Source organism: Paenibacillus sp. Marseille-Q9583 (assembly GCF_976954365.1).
On sequence record NZ_CDRJTB010000002.1, the window covers coordinates 128347 to 146175 of the forward strand.

The 17829-nt window shown below is 43.0% G+C and carries 15 protein-coding genes; 9 read left to right on the forward strand and 6 right to left on the reverse strand.

The features are described from left to right. The first annotated feature begins 51 nt into the window (after nucleotides 1–51). Entirely contained in the window at nucleotides 52–1530 is a 1479-nt protein-coding gene (locus tag ACWNM1_RS02355; RefSeq protein WP_341050060.1) for a potassium/proton antiporter, read from the forward strand. 185 nt (nucleotides 1531–1715) lie between these two features. Next, the gene (locus ACWNM1_RS02360; RefSeq protein ID WP_042185198.1) at nucleotides 1716–2171 is read left to right on the forward strand and encodes a Dps family protein; all 456 of its coding nucleotides are present in this window, start codon (nucleotides 1716–1718) and stop codon (nucleotides 2169–2171) included. 79 nt (nucleotides 2172–2250) lie between these two features. Here ACWNM1_RS02360 and ACWNM1_RS02365 read toward each other — a convergent pair whose 3' ends face one another. Together ACWNM1_RS02365 and ACWNM1_RS02370 are read right to left on the reverse strand one after the other, a co-directional pair. Next, a complete protein-coding gene (locus tag ACWNM1_RS02365) occupies nucleotides 2251–2955 on the reverse strand; it encodes an AIM24 family protein (protein ID WP_042185200.1) in 705 nt (234 codons plus the stop codon). Between the two features lie 49 nt (nucleotides 2956–3004). Then, the gene (locus ACWNM1_RS02370) at nucleotides 3005–3472 is read right to left on the reverse strand and encodes a hypothetical protein (RefSeq protein ID WP_449599573.1); all 468 of its coding nucleotides are present in this window, start codon (nucleotides 3470–3472) and stop codon (nucleotides 3005–3007) included. Between the two features lie 226 nt (nucleotides 3473–3698). Between ACWNM1_RS02370 and ACWNM1_RS02375 the strand changes: the two genes are divergently transcribed. The 5 genes from ACWNM1_RS02375 (at nucleotide 3699) to modB (ending at nucleotide 8152) form a co-directional block, all read left to right on the forward strand. Continuing rightward, entirely contained in the window at nucleotides 3699–4385 is a 687-nt protein-coding gene (locus ACWNM1_RS02375; RefSeq protein WP_076283905.1) for a M50 family metallopeptidase, read from the forward strand. Between the two features lie 191 nt (nucleotides 4386–4576). Continuing rightward, nucleotides 4577–5263: a hypothetical protein gene (locus ACWNM1_RS02380; protein WP_449599575.1), complete on the forward strand. Its 687-nt coding sequence runs from the start codon at nucleotides 4577–4579 to the stop codon at nucleotides 5261–5263. 199 nt (nucleotides 5264–5462) lie between these two features. Then, nucleotides 5463–6428, forward strand: coding sequence for a helix-turn-helix transcriptional regulator (locus ACWNM1_RS02385; protein ID WP_339269012.1), 966 nt, complete (start codon nucleotides 5463–5465; stop codon nucleotides 6426–6428). A gap of 237 nt (nucleotides 6429–6665) precedes the next feature. After that, nucleotides 6666–7454 (forward strand): molybdate ABC transporter substrate-binding protein, encoded by a 789-nt coding sequence (gene modA / locus ACWNM1_RS02390; RefSeq protein ID WP_449599578.1) that lies wholly within the window; start codon nucleotides 6666–6668, stop codon nucleotides 7452–7454. A 35-nt stretch (nucleotides 7455–7489) separates the two neighbouring features. After that, complete coding sequence (gene modB, locus ACWNM1_RS02395) at nucleotides 7490–8152, forward strand: molybdate ABC transporter permease subunit (protein WP_449599580.1); 663 nt, start codon at nucleotides 7490–7492, stop codon at nucleotides 8150–8152. Nucleotides 8153–8326: 174 nt separating this feature from the next. Here the strand turns inward: modB and ACWNM1_RS02400 are convergent, their stop codons facing one another. The 4 genes from ACWNM1_RS02400 to ACWNM1_RS02415 form a co-directional block, all read right to left on the reverse strand. Then, nucleotides 8327–9298: a substrate-binding domain-containing protein gene (locus tag ACWNM1_RS02400; protein WP_449599582.1), complete on the reverse strand. Its 972-nt coding sequence runs from the start codon at nucleotides 9296–9298 to the stop codon at nucleotides 8327–8329. A 66-nt stretch (nucleotides 9299–9364) separates the two neighbouring features. Continuing rightward, the gene (locus tag ACWNM1_RS02405; RefSeq protein WP_449599584.1) at nucleotides 9365–10114 is read right to left on the reverse strand and encodes a polysaccharide deacetylase family protein; all 750 of its coding nucleotides are present in this window, start codon (nucleotides 10112–10114) and stop codon (nucleotides 9365–9367) included. 52 nt (nucleotides 10115–10166) lie between these two features. Beyond that, complete coding sequence (locus ACWNM1_RS02410) at nucleotides 10167–10790, reverse strand: class F sortase (protein ID WP_449599586.1); 624 nt, start codon at nucleotides 10788–10790, stop codon at nucleotides 10167–10169. Between the two features lie 42 nt (nucleotides 10791–10832). Continuing rightward, nucleotides 10833–11123, reverse strand: coding sequence for a hypothetical protein (locus ACWNM1_RS02415; protein WP_449599588.1), 291 nt, complete (start codon nucleotides 11121–11123; stop codon nucleotides 10833–10835). A gap of 188 nt (nucleotides 11124–11311) precedes the next feature. Between ACWNM1_RS02415 and ACWNM1_RS02420 the strand changes: the two genes are divergently transcribed. Further along, on the forward strand, nucleotides 11312–12721 hold the full coding sequence (locus ACWNM1_RS02420) for a deoxyguanosinetriphosphate triphosphohydrolase family protein (protein WP_449599590.1): 1410 nt from the start codon (nucleotides 11312–11314) through the stop codon (nucleotides 12719–12721). A 317-nt stretch (nucleotides 12722–13038) separates the two neighbouring features. Beyond that, nucleotides 13039–17781 (forward strand): glycosyl hydrolase, encoded by a 4743-nt coding sequence (locus ACWNM1_RS02425; RefSeq protein WP_449599592.1) that lies wholly within the window; start codon nucleotides 13039–13041, stop codon nucleotides 17779–17781. The last annotated feature ends 48 nt before the right edge of the window (nucleotides 17782–17829 follow it).

Genomic DNA, 17829 nt, shown 5'->3' on the forward strand with positions numbered 1-17829 from the left:
ATATCGAAAAGGGTAATAAGGTACATAAATAAAAAGGGAAGTGAATAATCGGTGTCCCAACTTGCAGATAATATTATATTATTACTGGCAGCACTCCTGCTTGTAGGCGTATTTTCCACCAAGTTCTCCACTAAATTTGGAATGCCAGCTTTAGTGCTGTTTCTTGCTGCGGGGATGGTGCTAAGCCAATTTGTTTTTTTTAACAATGCTTCCTTAACGCAAATGGCCGGGATCTTCGCATTGGTTGTCATATTATTCGAAGGTGGCATGCAGACGAATATTAAGGATATTAAACCTGTTATTCGGCCGGCATTATCCTTATCAACGGTAGGGGTAATCATGACGACAGCCATTGTTGGGGTATTCGCTAAACTGATCCTTGATGTGTCATGGCCAGAAAGCTTTCTGTTTGGAGCGATCGTTGGATCGACAGATGCGGCTGCAGTCTTCTCGGTACTCGGCGGTAAAAACATTGATAAACGTCTGACCTCGACGTTAGAAGCAGAATCAGGAAGCAACGATCCAATGGCGGTATTCTTGACAGTCTCGCTAATCGAATGGATACAGCATCCGGATATGGCGATATGGGGGCTGCTGTTGTCTTTTATATGGGAGATGGGCATTGGCTTAGTACTGGGTTTTGTACTGGGGAAGATCGCAGTTTTCTGTATCAATCGAATTAACCTGGATTCTACAGGTCTTTATCCAGTAATGGCGATTGGCTTTGCTGTTCTGACCTATGGTTTATCAGCATGGGTACATAGCAGCGGTCTGCTGGCTGTTTATGTTATGGGCCTTACGCTTGGGAATTCCGAGCTAATGTATCACCGTACCATTATGAATTTTAGTCATGGCTTTGCTTGGATGATGCAAATATTTATGTTCATACTGCTTGGTTTGTTAGTATTTCCACAGGAGTTGGCGGAAGTGGCATGGCAAGGTATCTTGTTATCCGTCATTCTGATGGTTGTAGCTAGACCAATCGGTGTATTTATAAGCCTGCACTTTTCCAAATTTACGATCCGCGAGAAGACCTTGATTTCTTGGGCCGGTCTTCGTGGAGCCGTTCCGATTGTGTTAGCGACTTATCCGCTGCTGGCTGATCTGCCTCACGGACGACTATTCTTTAATGTTGTATTCTTTGTCGTACTGACCTCGGCGGTGATTCAGGGAACTAGTATTTCCCCGCTAGCATCCCGATTGAAGCTTGTGGGGCAAGAAGATTCAGATCAGCCTTCCCTGATGGAGCTGGTTGCTCTTGGCAAGACAGACTCGGAGTTTAACCATATTGGAATTAACCCTTATATGCCGATTGCTGGACAGAAGATTTCAGAAATAGGTCTGCCAGATGATATCTTATTTACGGCAATTATCCGCAATAAAAAGATTGTCACTCCGCATGGCAGTACTGTTATTGAGCCTGGGGATACTGTGTATGTCCTAAGTCCAAAGAGTAAGCGTGATGAGATGAGGGCTTTCTTCCGCAGCAGGAAAGGAAAGACCGCGGAGGAGGATGTTTCTTTAATCTAGAGAAGAGACTCTTTTACCAAAGTGTGACACACATAATAGGCTTCATAACATAAGCTGTGCTAGAATCGGCACAACATATAATCTCCAGAATAGTTGCAAAACACGAAAGAGTGTGTTAAATTGTATATAGATTTAGAACGAGTCTAAATACAATTTTAATATATGAACCATAGGAGGTTTTATTAATGACAACACAATTAAAGAACCACACTGAACTGCAAGCTGCTTTGAACCGCCAAACTGCGAACTGGTTCCTGCTCGGGGTAAAGCTTCATCATTATCACTGGTATGTTAGCGGATCTCAATTCTTCACACTGCATGAGAAGTTTGAAGAGCTATACAATGAAGCTGCGGGTTATGCAGATGATTTGGCTGAGCGTTTGCTTTCTATTGGTGGACAACCAGCCTCCACAATGAAGCAATATCTTGAATTGTCCGACTTACAAGAAGCCCGCGGCGGCGAAGATGCTAAAGGTATGGTACTTGAGCTCGTGAGAGACTTTAAGACTGTTGCTAAAGAACTGCAAGATGCAATTGCTACTGCTGAAGAGTTGAGCGATCAACCAACTGCGGATCTGCTGATTGGCATCAGAAGCAGCATTGAGAAACATGCTTGGATGCTGAATGCCTTTATTGGCTAAGACAACATCTTTATAGGGATAGAATACACAAAGAGCGCCTGCGTATGGTTAACGCATGGCGCTCTTTTTTTGAAGCATTCTATTTAATAAATACTCCACCAAATGGCACGGCTTCGCGCAGAAATCGTTTAATAATTCCATCATCGTTATTATCTCTTTCAAATCGGCGATTCTGGCGTCCGGCCTGAAACAACACAGGGCCGTGGCCCGTCATCTTCCAATGATAACTCATATGCTGGCTAGCTAAATGGTTGCCGTAAACCGTAAGCTCCAGCTTTGCATTTTCAGGATAGGCAATAATGCTGCCAGCATCCACATAGAGCGGATTGTAAGGATGAAGCTCAGCTTCACATACCGTACCTTCGGTTAATATGCCAATGATGCCGTTACCCGTAAATTTCACTTTCACAATATCTCGTGTAACGAGCACATTCTTCATACTCAGCACTCGTGTATCCATCGTAACTCCCTTGCTGTAGAAGAAGAGATGTTTAAAGTCGTACAATAAATCGCTCTTTCCATCAAGCTGCAGAATCTTTACCCGATAACCTGGTGGAAGGGCGGCGACAAAATGGCAAGGGCCAGACATATCCGAACGAATCAATTTTCGCTTGCGATAGATGCCCTTTACATCCATAAATCTGTCTGCCCGTCCAGTGGCAGGCCCTTGATAAGCGATAATTTGTTGTGGGTGCAGCACATGAACCTCTTCCTTCTCCCCAAGGGTGAAGGCTACGGCTTGTCCGCTCCCGCTGTCGCTTTCATCTTGGACATCGATGTTCATATTTCATCTCCCTCATGCTGTAGACGTGATCTTTACTGAATGTTCAAGATTAGCGCAGGCGGTCTCCTTTTCTAGAACGGTGAAGCATGCTGAAACGAACAATACGGATGAGTATAAAATACCCCAGAATTAGACCAATCCCCGTAAAAATAGTCACTTTGATTTTATGATAATATTCTTCGCGTGCCGTCCGGTCATTTTGCAACTCATCAACCATCTGCGTTAGTTGGCGATTCTGCTCCTGCAGGGCTTCGTTCTGTGTCCGGTAGGCCTCCATTTCCTGCATGGTATTCGTAAGCTTATCTTTCGCCTGTTGTAGCTCTTCAGCTGTCTGCTGAAATCCTTCTTTCAATTCATTGACTTCATTTGGAAGCTCAGAGAAGCTTTTGAATCCATTATAGATATCACTGAATATATTGGCTTGTGCTACTGGGGCCGGAAGAGATATGGAAAGGGTCAGCAGAAGCAGGAGCGAACAAAACAGCTGTAGATATTTACGGTATTTACGTTGTTTCATCTATATAATCACCACCCAATTTAGGCTTTTATTTCTTTTATTTTAACACAGCTTGACAGCTTCTGACAGCGTACGCTAAACGTGAATAGGGCTTCTTGGGTCAGTAATATTTGCCTGTTTGAAGTGAGGTTACACTTCCTTGTAAGGAACGATTTGGCTGTGCTCAACATGATTGAGAAGAGGGACTATTTATCGTATACTTTGGACGGAAAGGGGCTGCTGCGGAATGAATAAATGGCTTAAGACAATGTTATTTTTGGTCGGATCTGCTTTTTTAACGAGGTTGATTCCATTCTCATCTTTGTTTCGGAATTTGGACACGATGATTCATGAATTTGGTCATGCGCTGGTGACTTTACTGCTGTCTGGCAGTGTGCTGCGGATTGAACTATACGCAAATCATAGTGGGGTCACCTATTCAGCCATTCAAGATGGAGGCAGAGCGATACTGGTGTCGCTATCCGGGTATGTGCTGGCTTCCTTATTCGCATTGCTGCTCTTCTATCTCTACAGTAAAGGACGGCATGATTGGGGACTTATCTTAGCTACTACAGTAGCATTGATTATGCTGGTAATGTACGTGCGGGGAAGCTTCGGAATGATGTGGTTAGGCGGGTTTATTGCGCTGAATGTTTTAATGCTGGTGGTGTGGAAAAAGGCCAGCAAATATTATTATTTGTTATTAGCTTTTTTGACCTTGGAAGAGTCTGTAATGGGAAGTTTATTTCTCGTATATGCGGCCGTTGTATCCCCATCCCGTGCGGGAGATGCCAGTAACCTGGCAAGGATGACATCGGTGCCGGCCATATTTTGGGCAGTCCTATTTTTTATATTTTCTCTGCTTTGCGCCAAATGGGCGCTGGGACTATTTTTTAAGCGGGAGCGAGTGCAGCCTAAGCTTCAGAGTCGTTAAAGTTAAAAACATAAAATTTTCGTCATAAACAGACAAAAGGGGCTGTTTTTGCGAGAGTCAGTCTACTTCGTATGTAGAATGGCTCTTTTTTTGTCGATAATATAGAACCGAACATACATTCCATGACATGGAGTTGTCCGCCATTATTGGTACATTAATAGAAGACCCAAAAAAAGAAAGAGGTGGAAAATATGATGGAAAGTATTACTCCTATATTTACGTGGGGTCAAGATCGTATTTTTGCAGGTGGAAATCGCGATGTTGTTTTACTTGTCGAATGGAAAGGAAATTTGCCTACAGAAAATAGCCGACCAAGCAGCCACAAAGTGGTTGCACGTGATATTGAACTACGAGTTTGGCTTGAGCCACATGTAACCTTTAAGCGCTGTTATGGATGTGAAACGGAGGCTGGAGAAGGAAATTCACTCTTGCTTAAGCTTGGAAAAATAAAAACAGGACAACGCAAATTCATAGGATTGGAGTTCACTACTTCTAGTTCTGTAGCAGGTAAATATGAAGCACTATCCCTACAGTGGAAGTATAAAAAACCAACCGTAGAGCGTGTTCGTGAACTTCCCGTGAAGGTACTTGAGCTGGAGTACGCGCATCATACACGCATTCTGAGCGATACTTGCTGCTTTTATGTTGAGAAGCATCTGGAATTGTTGAAGACGGCTGAAACGGTTGAAGAAGCAGAGGCACTACGAAGTAAAGGCCAGCATAGTGAAGCTCACGAAATGCTCAATCGACATGCGGATAAGATGTTGCTACTCGCAGTACGCTCTGGAGATCCTTTGCTGCTTAAAGAGGCTGAAATGTTGTATAAACAGATCGGGTTCGAGCATCAGCAACGAAGTAAAGCCGTTGGTGGAATTTAATATAGGACTCACTACACGAGGATGCACATAAGCGAAAAAAGACCTATACATAAGTTGGATTTTTCAGCGGATTCGGCGGAAAATTATAAGAAGAATTGTAATATAAAATGTGGTAACATAGTAAAAAAGTTCTATCACAACTTTACTTTTTTTCATAAAATAATGGGTCTATTTAACCATAAATCAAGGGGAACTGAATATGACAGACCGATTAATCCGACTGATGCGCATTATTACACTTGTTCAAGCCAAGCCAGGGATATTAGCCCGCGAATTGGCGGAACGCTGCGGCAACAGCGAGAGAACGATTTACCGGGATATGGACGCGCTTAGCGCCATGCATATTCCCATAACCCACCTGGGGCATGGAAAAGGTTATGCTTTTATTGGGAATTTTGCACTCTATCCCTTGGATTGGTCGGAAGAAGAAGCAAACGCATTTTCGCAATTACGCTATATTATGGAAGATATAAAACCAGCATTACCCATAGATTTTGAAAGCGCGTATGAAAAAGTAGTCGCAGCTGAATATAAACGTAAGGCTGAGAGAGAAGAAACAATAGAACGTGCAAGAAGAGAAGTAGGGGTGGGGTGGGCAGAAAGAAACAGTTCGCATATGGAACAACACTCATTTCTTACTCCGATCCTGGAGGCTTTATTAAAGCAAAAGAGTATTCAAGCGAATTATAGTGAGAATGCATTAGAAGAGAAAGGGATCACCATTGATCCTTATTGTCTGGTCCCGCTGGAAAGTCGTTTTCATCTCATTGGATTTTGTCATCGTCAGGGTGTTATTCGTACATATCATATCAACGATTTTTCTAATGTGAAGCCATTAAATCGTTTTTTTTCGAAGGAAGCGTTTGATGTGCAAGCCTTTATGAAGCAGAAATGGTCACTCGATAGGGATAGTTTACAGGTAGAATTCAAAGTGAAATTCTCGGAACGGGTAATGGAAGGAATTAAGAAGGACGAATTGCCTTTTAAGCCAAGTAAAGTGGATCGTCAATCTAGATGTTTTCACTTTAAGGTTGCCGTGGAACAAGATATAGGATTTGTCCGCTGGATTAAGAGATTCGAAGAGGAAGCGGAAATCATTGAACCGTACTATTATCGTGAAGTAATCAGGCAGCAGTTGGAAAAATGGAGTTCGCACTATAAATAGTGATACGCTCATTTGACCTTCGTTCAATTCGAAAGGTGGGGTGCTTGAGCAACCATTTAAATGGTTGCCGGTGGCATCCTTTTTTTGCGAGTAAGTCCAAGATACTCATTTCTAACTATCTAATTATAACAATATATAACTAAACATATCCAAACACAACTCAATCTATAGAAAATCGAAAAAACGTATGCTAGAATAGCATCTACATATATACATGTGAAAATGGGAGGAATGGAAATGTTTAAGAAATGGTCAGTCAGGATCTTTGGTGTATTAGCAATTTTTTTGGTTGTGAATTTATCTGCGAGCGCAGGGTTGGAGGTAGAGGCCGCCGCCAAGAAGACAGAAATTATAGTATCCGCTGCAGCCAGCTTGCAAGATAGCTTAGATAAAATGGCGCTTCTCTATGAGAAGAAGCATCCCGATATTGATTTGGTCTTTAATTATGCTGCATCTGGCACATTACAGAAGCAGATTGAGCAGGGTGCTCCGGCTGATCTGTTCTTCTCTGCAGGGGATAAACAGATGAATGCATTAGTGGATGCTGGACTGATTTCTGACCATAGGGTTCTGCTTAAGAATCAGTTGGTTCTAGTCATACCTTCGAATTCAAAAGCTTCATTAAATACAATCACTCAACTTACGGATAAATCCTTTAAGAAGGTAGCGGTAGGGCAGCCTGAATCTGTGCCCGCTGGCCAATATGCTCAGCAATCGTTAACTGCGAAGAAGGTATGGGATACGCTGCAAAACAAACTTGTATTTGCGAAGGATGTACGTCAGGTTCTGTCTTATGTCGAAACGGGGAATGTCGATGCAGGCTTTGTATATAAGACAGATGCATTGACTTCAAAAAAGACGAAGATCGCCCTTACTGTAGGCCCGCATGTTCACAAAGCCATTAATTATCCGGCGGGTATCGTGAAGGATTCGAAGAATCAGAAGGAAGCTAAAGAATTTTACAATTATCTTCAAAGCAAAGAGGCTAGTGATATTTTTGCAAGCTATGGCTTCTTGCTTCCTTAAATAAGAAATCATGAGTAGAAGCGGGGTGAATAAGGATGGAAATAAATTGGACTGATTTCTTCGCCCCGGTATGGCTTTCCGTAAAAATATCAGTACTCACCAGCATCATTGTGTTTATCCTGGCAACGGCTGCAGCTAAGGCTATGGCAGGTCGCAAATTCCCTGGTTATAGCTTGGTTGAAACTGTAATGCTGCTTCCTCTCGTATTGCCGCCGACAGTTGTCGGATTTGTGCTGTTGGTCGTCTTAGGTCGTCGCAGCTGGATTGGCAGATGGTATGAACAAATGACGGAGCATACAATCCTTTTTACATGGGGGGCTGCGGTTATCGCCGCGGTTGTCGTAGCTTTTCCTCTCGTTTACCGTACGGTGAAGGCGGGCTTTGAAGGCGTGGAAGCGGATCTTGAAGATGCGGCGCGTGCGCAGGGAGCGAGCGAACTGCAAGTACTGCTTTATGTCACATTGCCCCTTGCAGGTCGGTCACTCGCTGCTGGGTATGTTCTAGGTTTTGCCCGCGGTTTAGGAGAATTTGGCGCAACGATCATGGTAGCTGGAAATATTCCTGGCCGCACGCAGACTGTACCTACAGCGATCTATGTCGCGGTGGATGGCGGCAACATGACCCTTGCTTGGATGTGGGTGTGCTCCATTATTGTTATGTCTGCTGTGATGTTGATGTTTGTGAACCGGCGTACTTAATTATGCTCGACAGAGATCGCTCCTCTGACTTCAGTGGGAATGTCGATTGGAAATCTTAATAAATTAAAAAAACCTAGCCCATCCAGGAGTAACCTGGATGGGCTAGGTTTTTTCTTTAGAAACGCACCGTTAAAACAAAACCTCTTTAATAAGAAGCAAGCAAGCCTATGACTATCAGGTTTCGTAAATAATCGTCCCGGTTTCCGTGAGATCATATCCGTGAATGGACCCAAGCTCACTTTGGAAGGCTGGCGAGCGTAAAATATCAATCACGGTGGCGATCCATTGCTCATGCTCCGGTTTCTTAAGCATCACTAGATCATAGGACTCCTGAATCAAGGGAATGAAATCAATGCCATCGACAATCTTAGCAGCTTTCTCGGTACCGATGGCCACATCAGCTTCTCCTCGTGCCACTTTACCGGCGACCGCTAAATGGCTATTCTCCACCTGCTCATATCCAAATAGGCTTGCAGCAGGAATGCCGTGCAATCGGAGTTGCTCATCCAATAACACACGTGCACCAGCGCCACGTTCTCTATTAATCAGTGTAAGTCCATCCTGTTGCAGATGAGACCATTCATGAAGACCTCTAGGATTTCCCTTTTGAACATACAATCCTGCACTTCGGGTCACCAGACGAACTACAACATAAGAGAAGCCTACAAGGATTTTACGAATATAGGGAAGGTTATATTCTCCAGTATCCCCGTCGAGCAGATGCGTACTGACGATGTCCGATTCGCCCTGATACATGGCAATCAGACTATCTAGACTGCCAGCGTAAGAACGAAGAGGGCGCTCAGTGGGCAGGCAACGCTCTAAATAGGTGGCCAGAATATCGAGTGACATATCCTGACCCGTAATCACGAGGCTGTGTCCTGTAGCTTTACTATTAAATTGGCCAGAATGTGTGGCAACTTGTGTTAGATTTGCTCCAGCGAAAGTCAGCGGCGATGTCGATAGGGTCATGCCATTTCGAGCATTCTGTTTGTAGGCTTCTAAATCGGATTGATCCACACGCATCTGTTTTCCTACACGGTAGGAGGGAAGCTCCCCTTTTTTAATCAGATCATATACTTTTAATTTCGAGATCTTCAGTAAACGGGCAATTTCCTCAGTCGTATAGGATGTGTTATCAGACATGACAAAAGCCTCCAGAACTTCATAATAGGACAAGACTACCTTATTTTGAAGTCCTGTGCAATTAGGCTATTGTGATTTACCTGCCTGCTGTGTATTGGATAATTTGATTAATTCTGAAACGGTGACAAATCGAAAACCTTGCTTTTCTAATTCCGGCAAAATAATTTTAAGCGCTTCTCTGGTTTGAGATTGTCCATGCACATGATCATGAAACAGGACGATATCACCATTATGTGCATTTCGAATAACCTTGTTCGCGATACTCTGCACGCCAGGGCGATTCCAGTCACGTGTATCTTGATGCCAGGACCACAAAATAGGCTTTAGGCCCATGTTGTTTGAAGTATCAACTAGTGTCTCGTCATACATGCCACCCGGGGGTCTGAACAAAGCACTATGCTTTCCAGAAACCTTTATGATTTCTTCTTCGGTTAAATTAAGCTCCCGCTCAAATTGGGCTTTATTAATAGGTTTTCTAAAATAGACGTGATTGTAGGTATGGTTAGCTAATTCATGTCCTTCGGAAATGACTCGTTTCGCCACATCTGGATACGCTGCAATTCTTTTTCCTATGGCAAAGAAGGTGCATTTCGCATGATATTGACTCAATACCTTTAATATTTGATCGGTTTCAGAAGGGTCAGGACCGTCATCAAACGTTAATGCAATCACTTTTTGGTTAGTATGTACTTCCCAAATCATATCTCCTCTTTTTTCGTAGTAGTCGCGGTTCTTGCTCGGGCTACCAAGAGCGGAGTTCGTGAAGCATAACAAAAGAGAGAGGGTAGTCATCATAATTTTGCTGCTAGTTTTCATGAATTCACCTGTTTTTTTTATTTTAGAATGCTCCTTTGGAGGGTTAAAATATTCATAGTTTCAGTTTTGTGAAGACAATCAGCCTTTTTTCATGTTCTTTCTTCTTTCTGCTATATCTCCCTGTACAAGTAATAAGATTCATTCTGGCTTCGGTAGACTTTCCAAAAATTCGTTCCAAGGGTGCTTCAGCAGTGTTGAAGATTTCTACAGACTCTACAATATAAGTTAGTTTTCGCCCGTCCGCATTGGATACCGTTATTTCATCACCGTGCTTAAGCTTTTTGAGGTTGAAAAAAATAGCTGGACCAATATAACTATCCACATGCCCATCTAAAATTACATTTCCCTTAGCACCTGGTAATATTCCTGGGTACAGAATTCCTGCAATATTGCTGTCCTTAGGGACGTCCATTTGTCCATCTGGAAGCAACGTAACGGTCTCTATTTTGGCGCTTACTTTAATAGCTGGAATGCTAAGCTGAGTAGGCAGGATAGGTTTGGGTAATGATGGTTTAATATCGATCTTTTGGATAGCTTTCGTAGGAGTTATCGTTTCTTGCTGCTGTGTTTGTAGTGATCTCGTTTCTGGTCTGCTTTCCTGCGAATGTGAGTCAGTACAACTGACAGTGGTTAAAGTGATGAAGGTTAAGATAAATGAAGATATCCATTTTTTCATGTGTAAGAAAAGAAAGAGGGGATTCCCCCTCTTTCATCCTCCCTATTCAGTTTGTTCGCTAGCACCGCCATGGCCTGTTTTTGGCATTTTTGTTGCTTTCATGTGAATGCTCTTAGCCTTCATGCTCTTTGCATGAATTCCTTTAGTGGAGTGGCTCTTCATATGCATTTTCTTTTCATGCATTTTATGTTCTTTTTCTTTCTTCATTTTCTCAGCATGTACTTTTTTCTCATGTTTCGTTTCGGTTGGTGCAGCAGAAGCAGAAGCCGCAGAAGCAACGGACAGCATCAAGCAAGTGGATAAAAGAGCTACGGACAATTTCTTCATAATCATTTAGTGGATTCCTCCTAGATGTTTTTTCCCTACGAAGATTAATATCTCCATTTCAATTGCTTTTAGATTGGTGGATTGTTTCCATTGCAGTTTGGGATTGGAATAACGTTGTATTTTGATGTGAAAATTGTTATGAAAATGCTTTATAATGAAGTTCAATATATAGACATTTGGTTAGGGGTGGGAATATGACACTTATTGAAAAAAGAGAACACCGGCAATATCCGGAAATTACCCGCCTAGAAACGTCGAGAGCTGCTTATGAGCGTGATTATTCACGCTTGATTCATTCGCCTACTTTTCGTAGGCTGCAAGGCAAATCTCAAGTGTTCGGGGCTGGCACGGGTGATTATTACCGGACGCGTCTAACTCATTCACTTGAAGTCGCTCAGATTGCTCGTGAGGCAGCGAAAAGTCTGCTTAGATCTTATCCAGAGGTAGAGACAAGTAAAGCTGAGAACCCAGGACTTGTAATAGATCCAGAGGTTGTAGAATGCGCGGCCATTGCTCATGATTTTGGTCATCCTCCTTTCGGGCATAAAGGGGAAGAGGTACTAGATAACATTCTGGACCAGCTTATTGAAAAGAAGACGAATGAGGCTGCCTTGCAATCTGGAGCAACGGGTGCAGATAGGCTGCTCATTCATGAGCAGATGAAGCAGCGCTATGAGCACTTTGAAGGCAATGCTCATAATTATCGGCTGATTATGTTTCTGGAGAAGCGTGAGAATATTGATGGATTAAATCTGTCGGATGCAGTGCTTCTCGGAATTAATAAGTATCCGTTTCCTGGCACCTCACTAAAGAAAGGGATGTACCTTCACGAATGGGCATATATTTCGGAGATTCGCAAAGAGTGGGGAATTCCTGCAGGTAAGAAAACGTTGGAAGCTCAGCTGATGGACCTTTGCGATGATATCGCTTATTCTGCACATGATTTGGAGGATGGAATTAAAGCTGGAAAGATTGAAGTGCATGAACACTTTATGCATGATTCCTATATTCAGCGGCTGATCGTAGAGAAAATTACAACGTTAGAGGATTTCTTCTGGAAGGGTTGGGAGGAGGAAGGTATCCGCGCTAAGGTCGAAGAGGTGCTTAGTTCATTTCTTCGAGTATGGATGGAAAAGATGCCAACCTGTGAGAACGACTATTCCAGAACTCGGCGTGAAGTTAAGGCTTATTGGGTCAGCACCTTTGTCGCAAGTCTCGGAGTGATTCCTGATGGAGACTGGAAGAAGGTCACCTTTATAAAGGAAGGAAAAGAAGATGAGGATATGCTACGGACCGTAAGTGTGCTGAAAAGCTTCGCTTGGGTCACGATGATTCGTGATTTACGAGTACAGCGGCTTCAGAAACGTAGTGAATGGATTCTGCGCCGTCTATGGGGAGCTTTTCTTGATCCGCAGACATCCAAAGCCATTATTCCATCGGACTGGCTGCAACGCTTTGAGAAGGATCAGAGACAAGCAAATCCTATTTGGACGTGGGAACATATGGTGATTGATTATATCGCAGGGATGACGGATGCCTTTGCTGAGAAAATATACAATGAGCTATACGGGTTGAAAGTCGGATCGATTTATGACTTGGATTAGATAAAAGAGAAGATTAAGTTAAGGCCAGCCTCCAATACATTGGGGACTGACCTTTTTTTGTTTTTTTATAGAATGGGTATTATTTTGTTAGTTTTTTGTTATTATTTATTTGACTGTATTAATGCTTATTAATCCTGATATTCAGTGTTTTTCTAACAAAATAGCTATTTATTGAAATAAGTTATTGTTTTAATGTTATTTTGATGCTAATATAATAACTAAATTGTTATTGGGAATAAATGGGGAGGCTGATAAAGAAGGCGAAGCTTCAACTTGAGTAATAATGAAAACCTTTACAAAACGGGAGGGTAAAACGAATGAAGAGGATCAAAAAAGGCTTTGCTCTATTTCTTACAGCAGTAATGCTCGTTACAATGGCTGTGCCTGCGCTAGCTAACGGAAAATCAAATGAAAACCTCAAGGCGCACTGGGCTGGAGAAAGTGTAGAGAAGTGGCAGGGTAATGGTGTTATTCAAGGTTATCCGGACGGCTCTTTTAAGCCGGATCATAAAGTAACGCGTGCTGAGCTTGTAAGTATTATTAATAAGCTATTTGGATTTAGCACTCTTTCGGAAATGTCATTCTCGGATGTACCTGCTAAAGCTTGGTATGCAAGCGCTTTATCTATAGCGAAGCAAGCTGGCTATTACAAAGGTTTTCCTGATAATAAAGCGAAAGCGGATACTGAAGTAACTCGTCAAGATGCTGCAACATTAATTGCTTCTGTTTTTTCACTGGCGCCAGGCACTAAAGCGAGTGCTTTTACAGACCAAGCATCCATCAGCGATTACGCCAAAGAGGCTACCCTAGCATTGAGTGGAATTCTATCCGGCTATCCGGATGGTACATTTCGTCCGAACGACCCAATTACAAGGGCGGAGGTAGTCACTATCGTTGACAGATTGGTTAGCGGCTACTACAACACAGCCGGTACATTCACTGGGGGAGATATCCATGGGAATATTGTCATTAACCAAAGTGGGGTTGAACTAAAGAATGTAGCTGCATCAGGGAACCTTTATTTTACCTCCGGTATTGGTAATGGTGAGGGTGTCTTGGAGAATGTAACAGTACAAGGTAATGTGCTTATATCTGGTGGTGGCGAGCATTCGATTCATTTAAAAAATTCTAAATTAGCTGCTGTAAAAGTGAATCGTCCTGAAGGAAAAGTTCGGGTCGTTATAGAGGACCGTACGGTCATCACTCAACTGACTATTGATAGTGCTTCTATTATAGAAGTAGGCTCAGGTTCTTCAATCGATCAGCTTGTGATTGGTACTGGTGCAACGGGAACGTTGATTACAACAAAAGGTACCATTAGCAAGCTTGTAGTAAGTGCTTCCTCTGTAGTCTTAAATGGAGTGACTATAGTAGAAGGAACATACACTGTGAAGGATGGAGTTCTTGTAGGACAGGGAACAAGCACACCGGCGTCTGGGGGCTCAGGTGGTACTAGTGTAGAGCCTACAGCAACACCAGAAGCTGGGGTCCATATCGTTGACGTAGATGCATCGGCTGCCACCAAATCGTTATTTGCTTATCTGGATAGCATGAGTGGTAAACAAGTTATGTTCGGTCATCAGCATGATACTACCGTCTCTTTTGCTGGAAAGGATAAGAACGGAAATGTTATTTCTGACGTATACAGCTCCACTGGTGATTATCCTGGGGTTTTTGGTTGGGACACCCTTAGTTTAGATGGATATGAGAATCCTCCTGGAGTTAGCGGAGATTATGAAGCGAGTAGATTAGGATTATCCGCTGCCATGAAGCAGGCTCATGATTTGGGTGGTATTGTAACGCTAAGTACACATCCGTACAATTTCGTTACGGGTGGAAGCTTTAACGATACAGGGAATTCCAAAGGAGCAACGCGCTCGGTAGTATCACGTATTTTGCCGGGCGGAGATAGGAATGGAGAGTTTAATAAATATCTGGATCGCATCTCTGATTTTGCGAACAATCTTAAGGATGACGATGGCAACCTGATTCCAGTTCTGTTCCGTCCTTTCCACGAACAAAATGGAGGTTGGTTCTGGTGGGGAGCGGCTACAACGACAAAGAGTGAATACGCGGAACTGTACAGATATACAGTTGAATACCTGCGTGATGTTAAAGGCGTTCATAACTTCCTATATGTATTCTCACCAAACGGATCTTTTAATGGAAATGAAAGTGAATATTTAACGACTTATCCAGGTGATCAATTTGTTGATATTCTAGGAATGGATCAGTATGACAACAAGGAGAATGCGGGTTCGGAGGCTTTCCTGGGTGGTCTTGTTAAAGACCTTAAGATGATTTCTCAGCTTGCTCAAGATAAAGGTAAGATTGTTACCCTATCTGAGTATGGTTATAGTGCTGCTGGTATGAAAACAACAGGCAATAATGAGCTGGAATGGTTCACTAAAGTATTGAAAGCGATCAAGGCTGACCCTGATGCGGCAAAAATATCTTATATGCTGACTTGGGCTAACTTTGGTGAAGGTAATAATTTGTATGTTCCTTATAAGAATGTTCCTAATAAAGCAGATCATGAGTTGCTTCCTGATTTTGTGAATTTCTATAAAGATGATTTCACGGCTTTTGCGAGCGATGTGAAAGATGATAATAAGTACAATCTCGAGGTTGAAGTAGCAGGAAAGAAACCTTTCCTCCACATCGTAACTCCGAATAATATTAGTACAATAACAGATGCCGTAACCGTCATTCGGGCCAAAGTACTAAATGCAGTGCCTAGCAAAGTGACTTATACTGTGGGTGATTCTGGAGTAGAGGTGGAAATGACGCTAGGTGCGGACGGTTACTATAGCGCTTCATGGCAGCCAGATGCTAGTCTGAATGGCAGTTCAGCAGAGATTACAGTGAGGGTATATGGAACTGGAGATGCTACACTTACACAGACTAATTCTGTATTCTTGAAAATCAATGAAGCGCCAATAAAGGTACTTACTTTTGATACTGACAAGGATTTGGAGCAAATCCAAAACAATGGTACTTGGTCAGGGCTCGCCAATAACGCAGAGACGATCAAGACGGTCTTGCAGCATGCGTCACTAGATGCTGACGGTAAGCTTGTTATTAACATTACTGAAGGTCTGTCTGCTGAGGATACTTGGCAGGAACTAAAGCTGCAATTGAATGACCTTGCACTGGATGGAGTGGACCTGTCTCAAGTTACACGTGTGAAGTTCTCCGTGTTAATTCCGGAGGCTGCTCAGAATGAGGCTAACAATGCTGCGGTACGCAGTGTGATTCAGTTGCCACCAGATTGGGATACAAAGTATGGTATGGACTCATCCTATAAATCTTTGTCCGATCTTGAGAAAGTTAACGTGGGTGGATCACAATATTATAAATTTGATGTTTCGATTGATCTGGATAATGCCGCTAAATCAGCCGAAGCCACTGGTCTAGCGATATCTATTGTTGGCAGTGGTTTGGAAGTTGATGGTGAATTGCCAATCTACGTAGATAATATCGGGCTTTATAATACGTATACTGCACCTGTTGCTGATAAGGCGCTGGTGGATAATTTTGAAGCATATGGCTCCAGTAATGAAGCTTTGGCAGCTAAATATCCTAAGGCTGGCGGAGATGATGTGAGCGTTGCTTTAAGCTCTGAGCAAAAAGCATCCGGAGATTACGGAATGAAACTGCACTATACGATTAATAATGCAGGTTATACCGGAGTAGGTAAAAGTCTGGGTTCGCTGGACTGGTCCGACTATAATGCACTCAGTATGTGGGTGGCTTCTGATGGAGACAACGCTTATGCTGAGAAAGGTGAGCCGCTTAAGCTAGTGGTGCAGCTTGTCATTGATGGAGGATATTTCGAAGCTTATCCGGTCATTAATCCAGACAAGAACGGTAAAATAGTATTAAGTTTGAAGAATTTGACGGAGATGAGCTGGGGAAAAGCCGGAGAGCTTACACAGGAAAGATTGAAGCAAGTTCAGAGCTTTAATTTGTATGTGAATGCGATGGACGGACTGAGCCACGAAGGTTCGCTCTACTTTGACGATATTAAAGCGGTCTATGACGGAACACTTCCGGATATGTCGGAAGAAGGAAATGGAGGTTCCCAAGAACATGCGCCTGGCGTGTTATACGCCTTCACTACATCATCTGATATTGCAGGATGGGCTACAACTAACGGTTCGTCCGCTAACGCTCAACCTCCAGCATTTGATGCTAATGAAGAAGCGGCAAGTGTACAATTTGATTTGATTAATACTGGCAATGATACAAATGGCAGCTCCAAAGAATCCTTTGAACTTGCTATTAATCCTGAGAAGCTGAATATTACAGGGCTGGATACAATCAGCGCTAAGGTTAAGCTCTCGAGTGGTACAGTTAAAGCGCGTCTATTCATCAAGACAGGTGCGGACTGGAAATGGAGCGACAGCGGTGATCCTGTGCCTGTAGATTCTAAGGGTTATACGACCTTATCTATTTCACTGCCGAATGCAGCAGCAGGGGTGGGGGTAGATTTGGCTGCTGTAAAGACGATTGGGATTAAAATTGAGGATGTTTCCAATGATGGAGGAACTGCGAAGCTTTATTTGAAGGAAGTATCTCTGGAGAAAGCTGTCCCGGATGTTCACTATGGCTTCGAGACGGGGAATGACGGTTGGGCTATCAATTCTGGTGCAGCCACAGTATCTTCAGATGTGTATGCTGAAGGTAATCAATCATTGAAGCTTGATTTCGCATGGAATGGAGAGGATAAAGATCCTTTTATAGCAGCATCAAAAGTAGCTGCACTTGATCTGAGTTCATTCTCCAAGCTTACTGCTAAAGTTAGAATCGTCTCTGACCAGCCTGATGTTCAAGCGAAGCTGTTTCTTCAATTAGGTGGCTATGCAGTATGGGTGGATTCGGGTGCGAAGATAGCTGCTCAGGATGGATTTACGGAGTTCACGATTGATCTCAGCAACAATTCCAATCTATCGCCTGAGAATTTGAAGAAAGTGGATGCCATTGGCATTCAGTTTGTTACACCTTCTACGGCTGGAACCGCTACAGCTTATATTGACGAGATCATAGCTTCTAACTAAGAGCGCAGCGATCCAGGTATGAAATAAGGGTCCCTGCATGTCCATTAG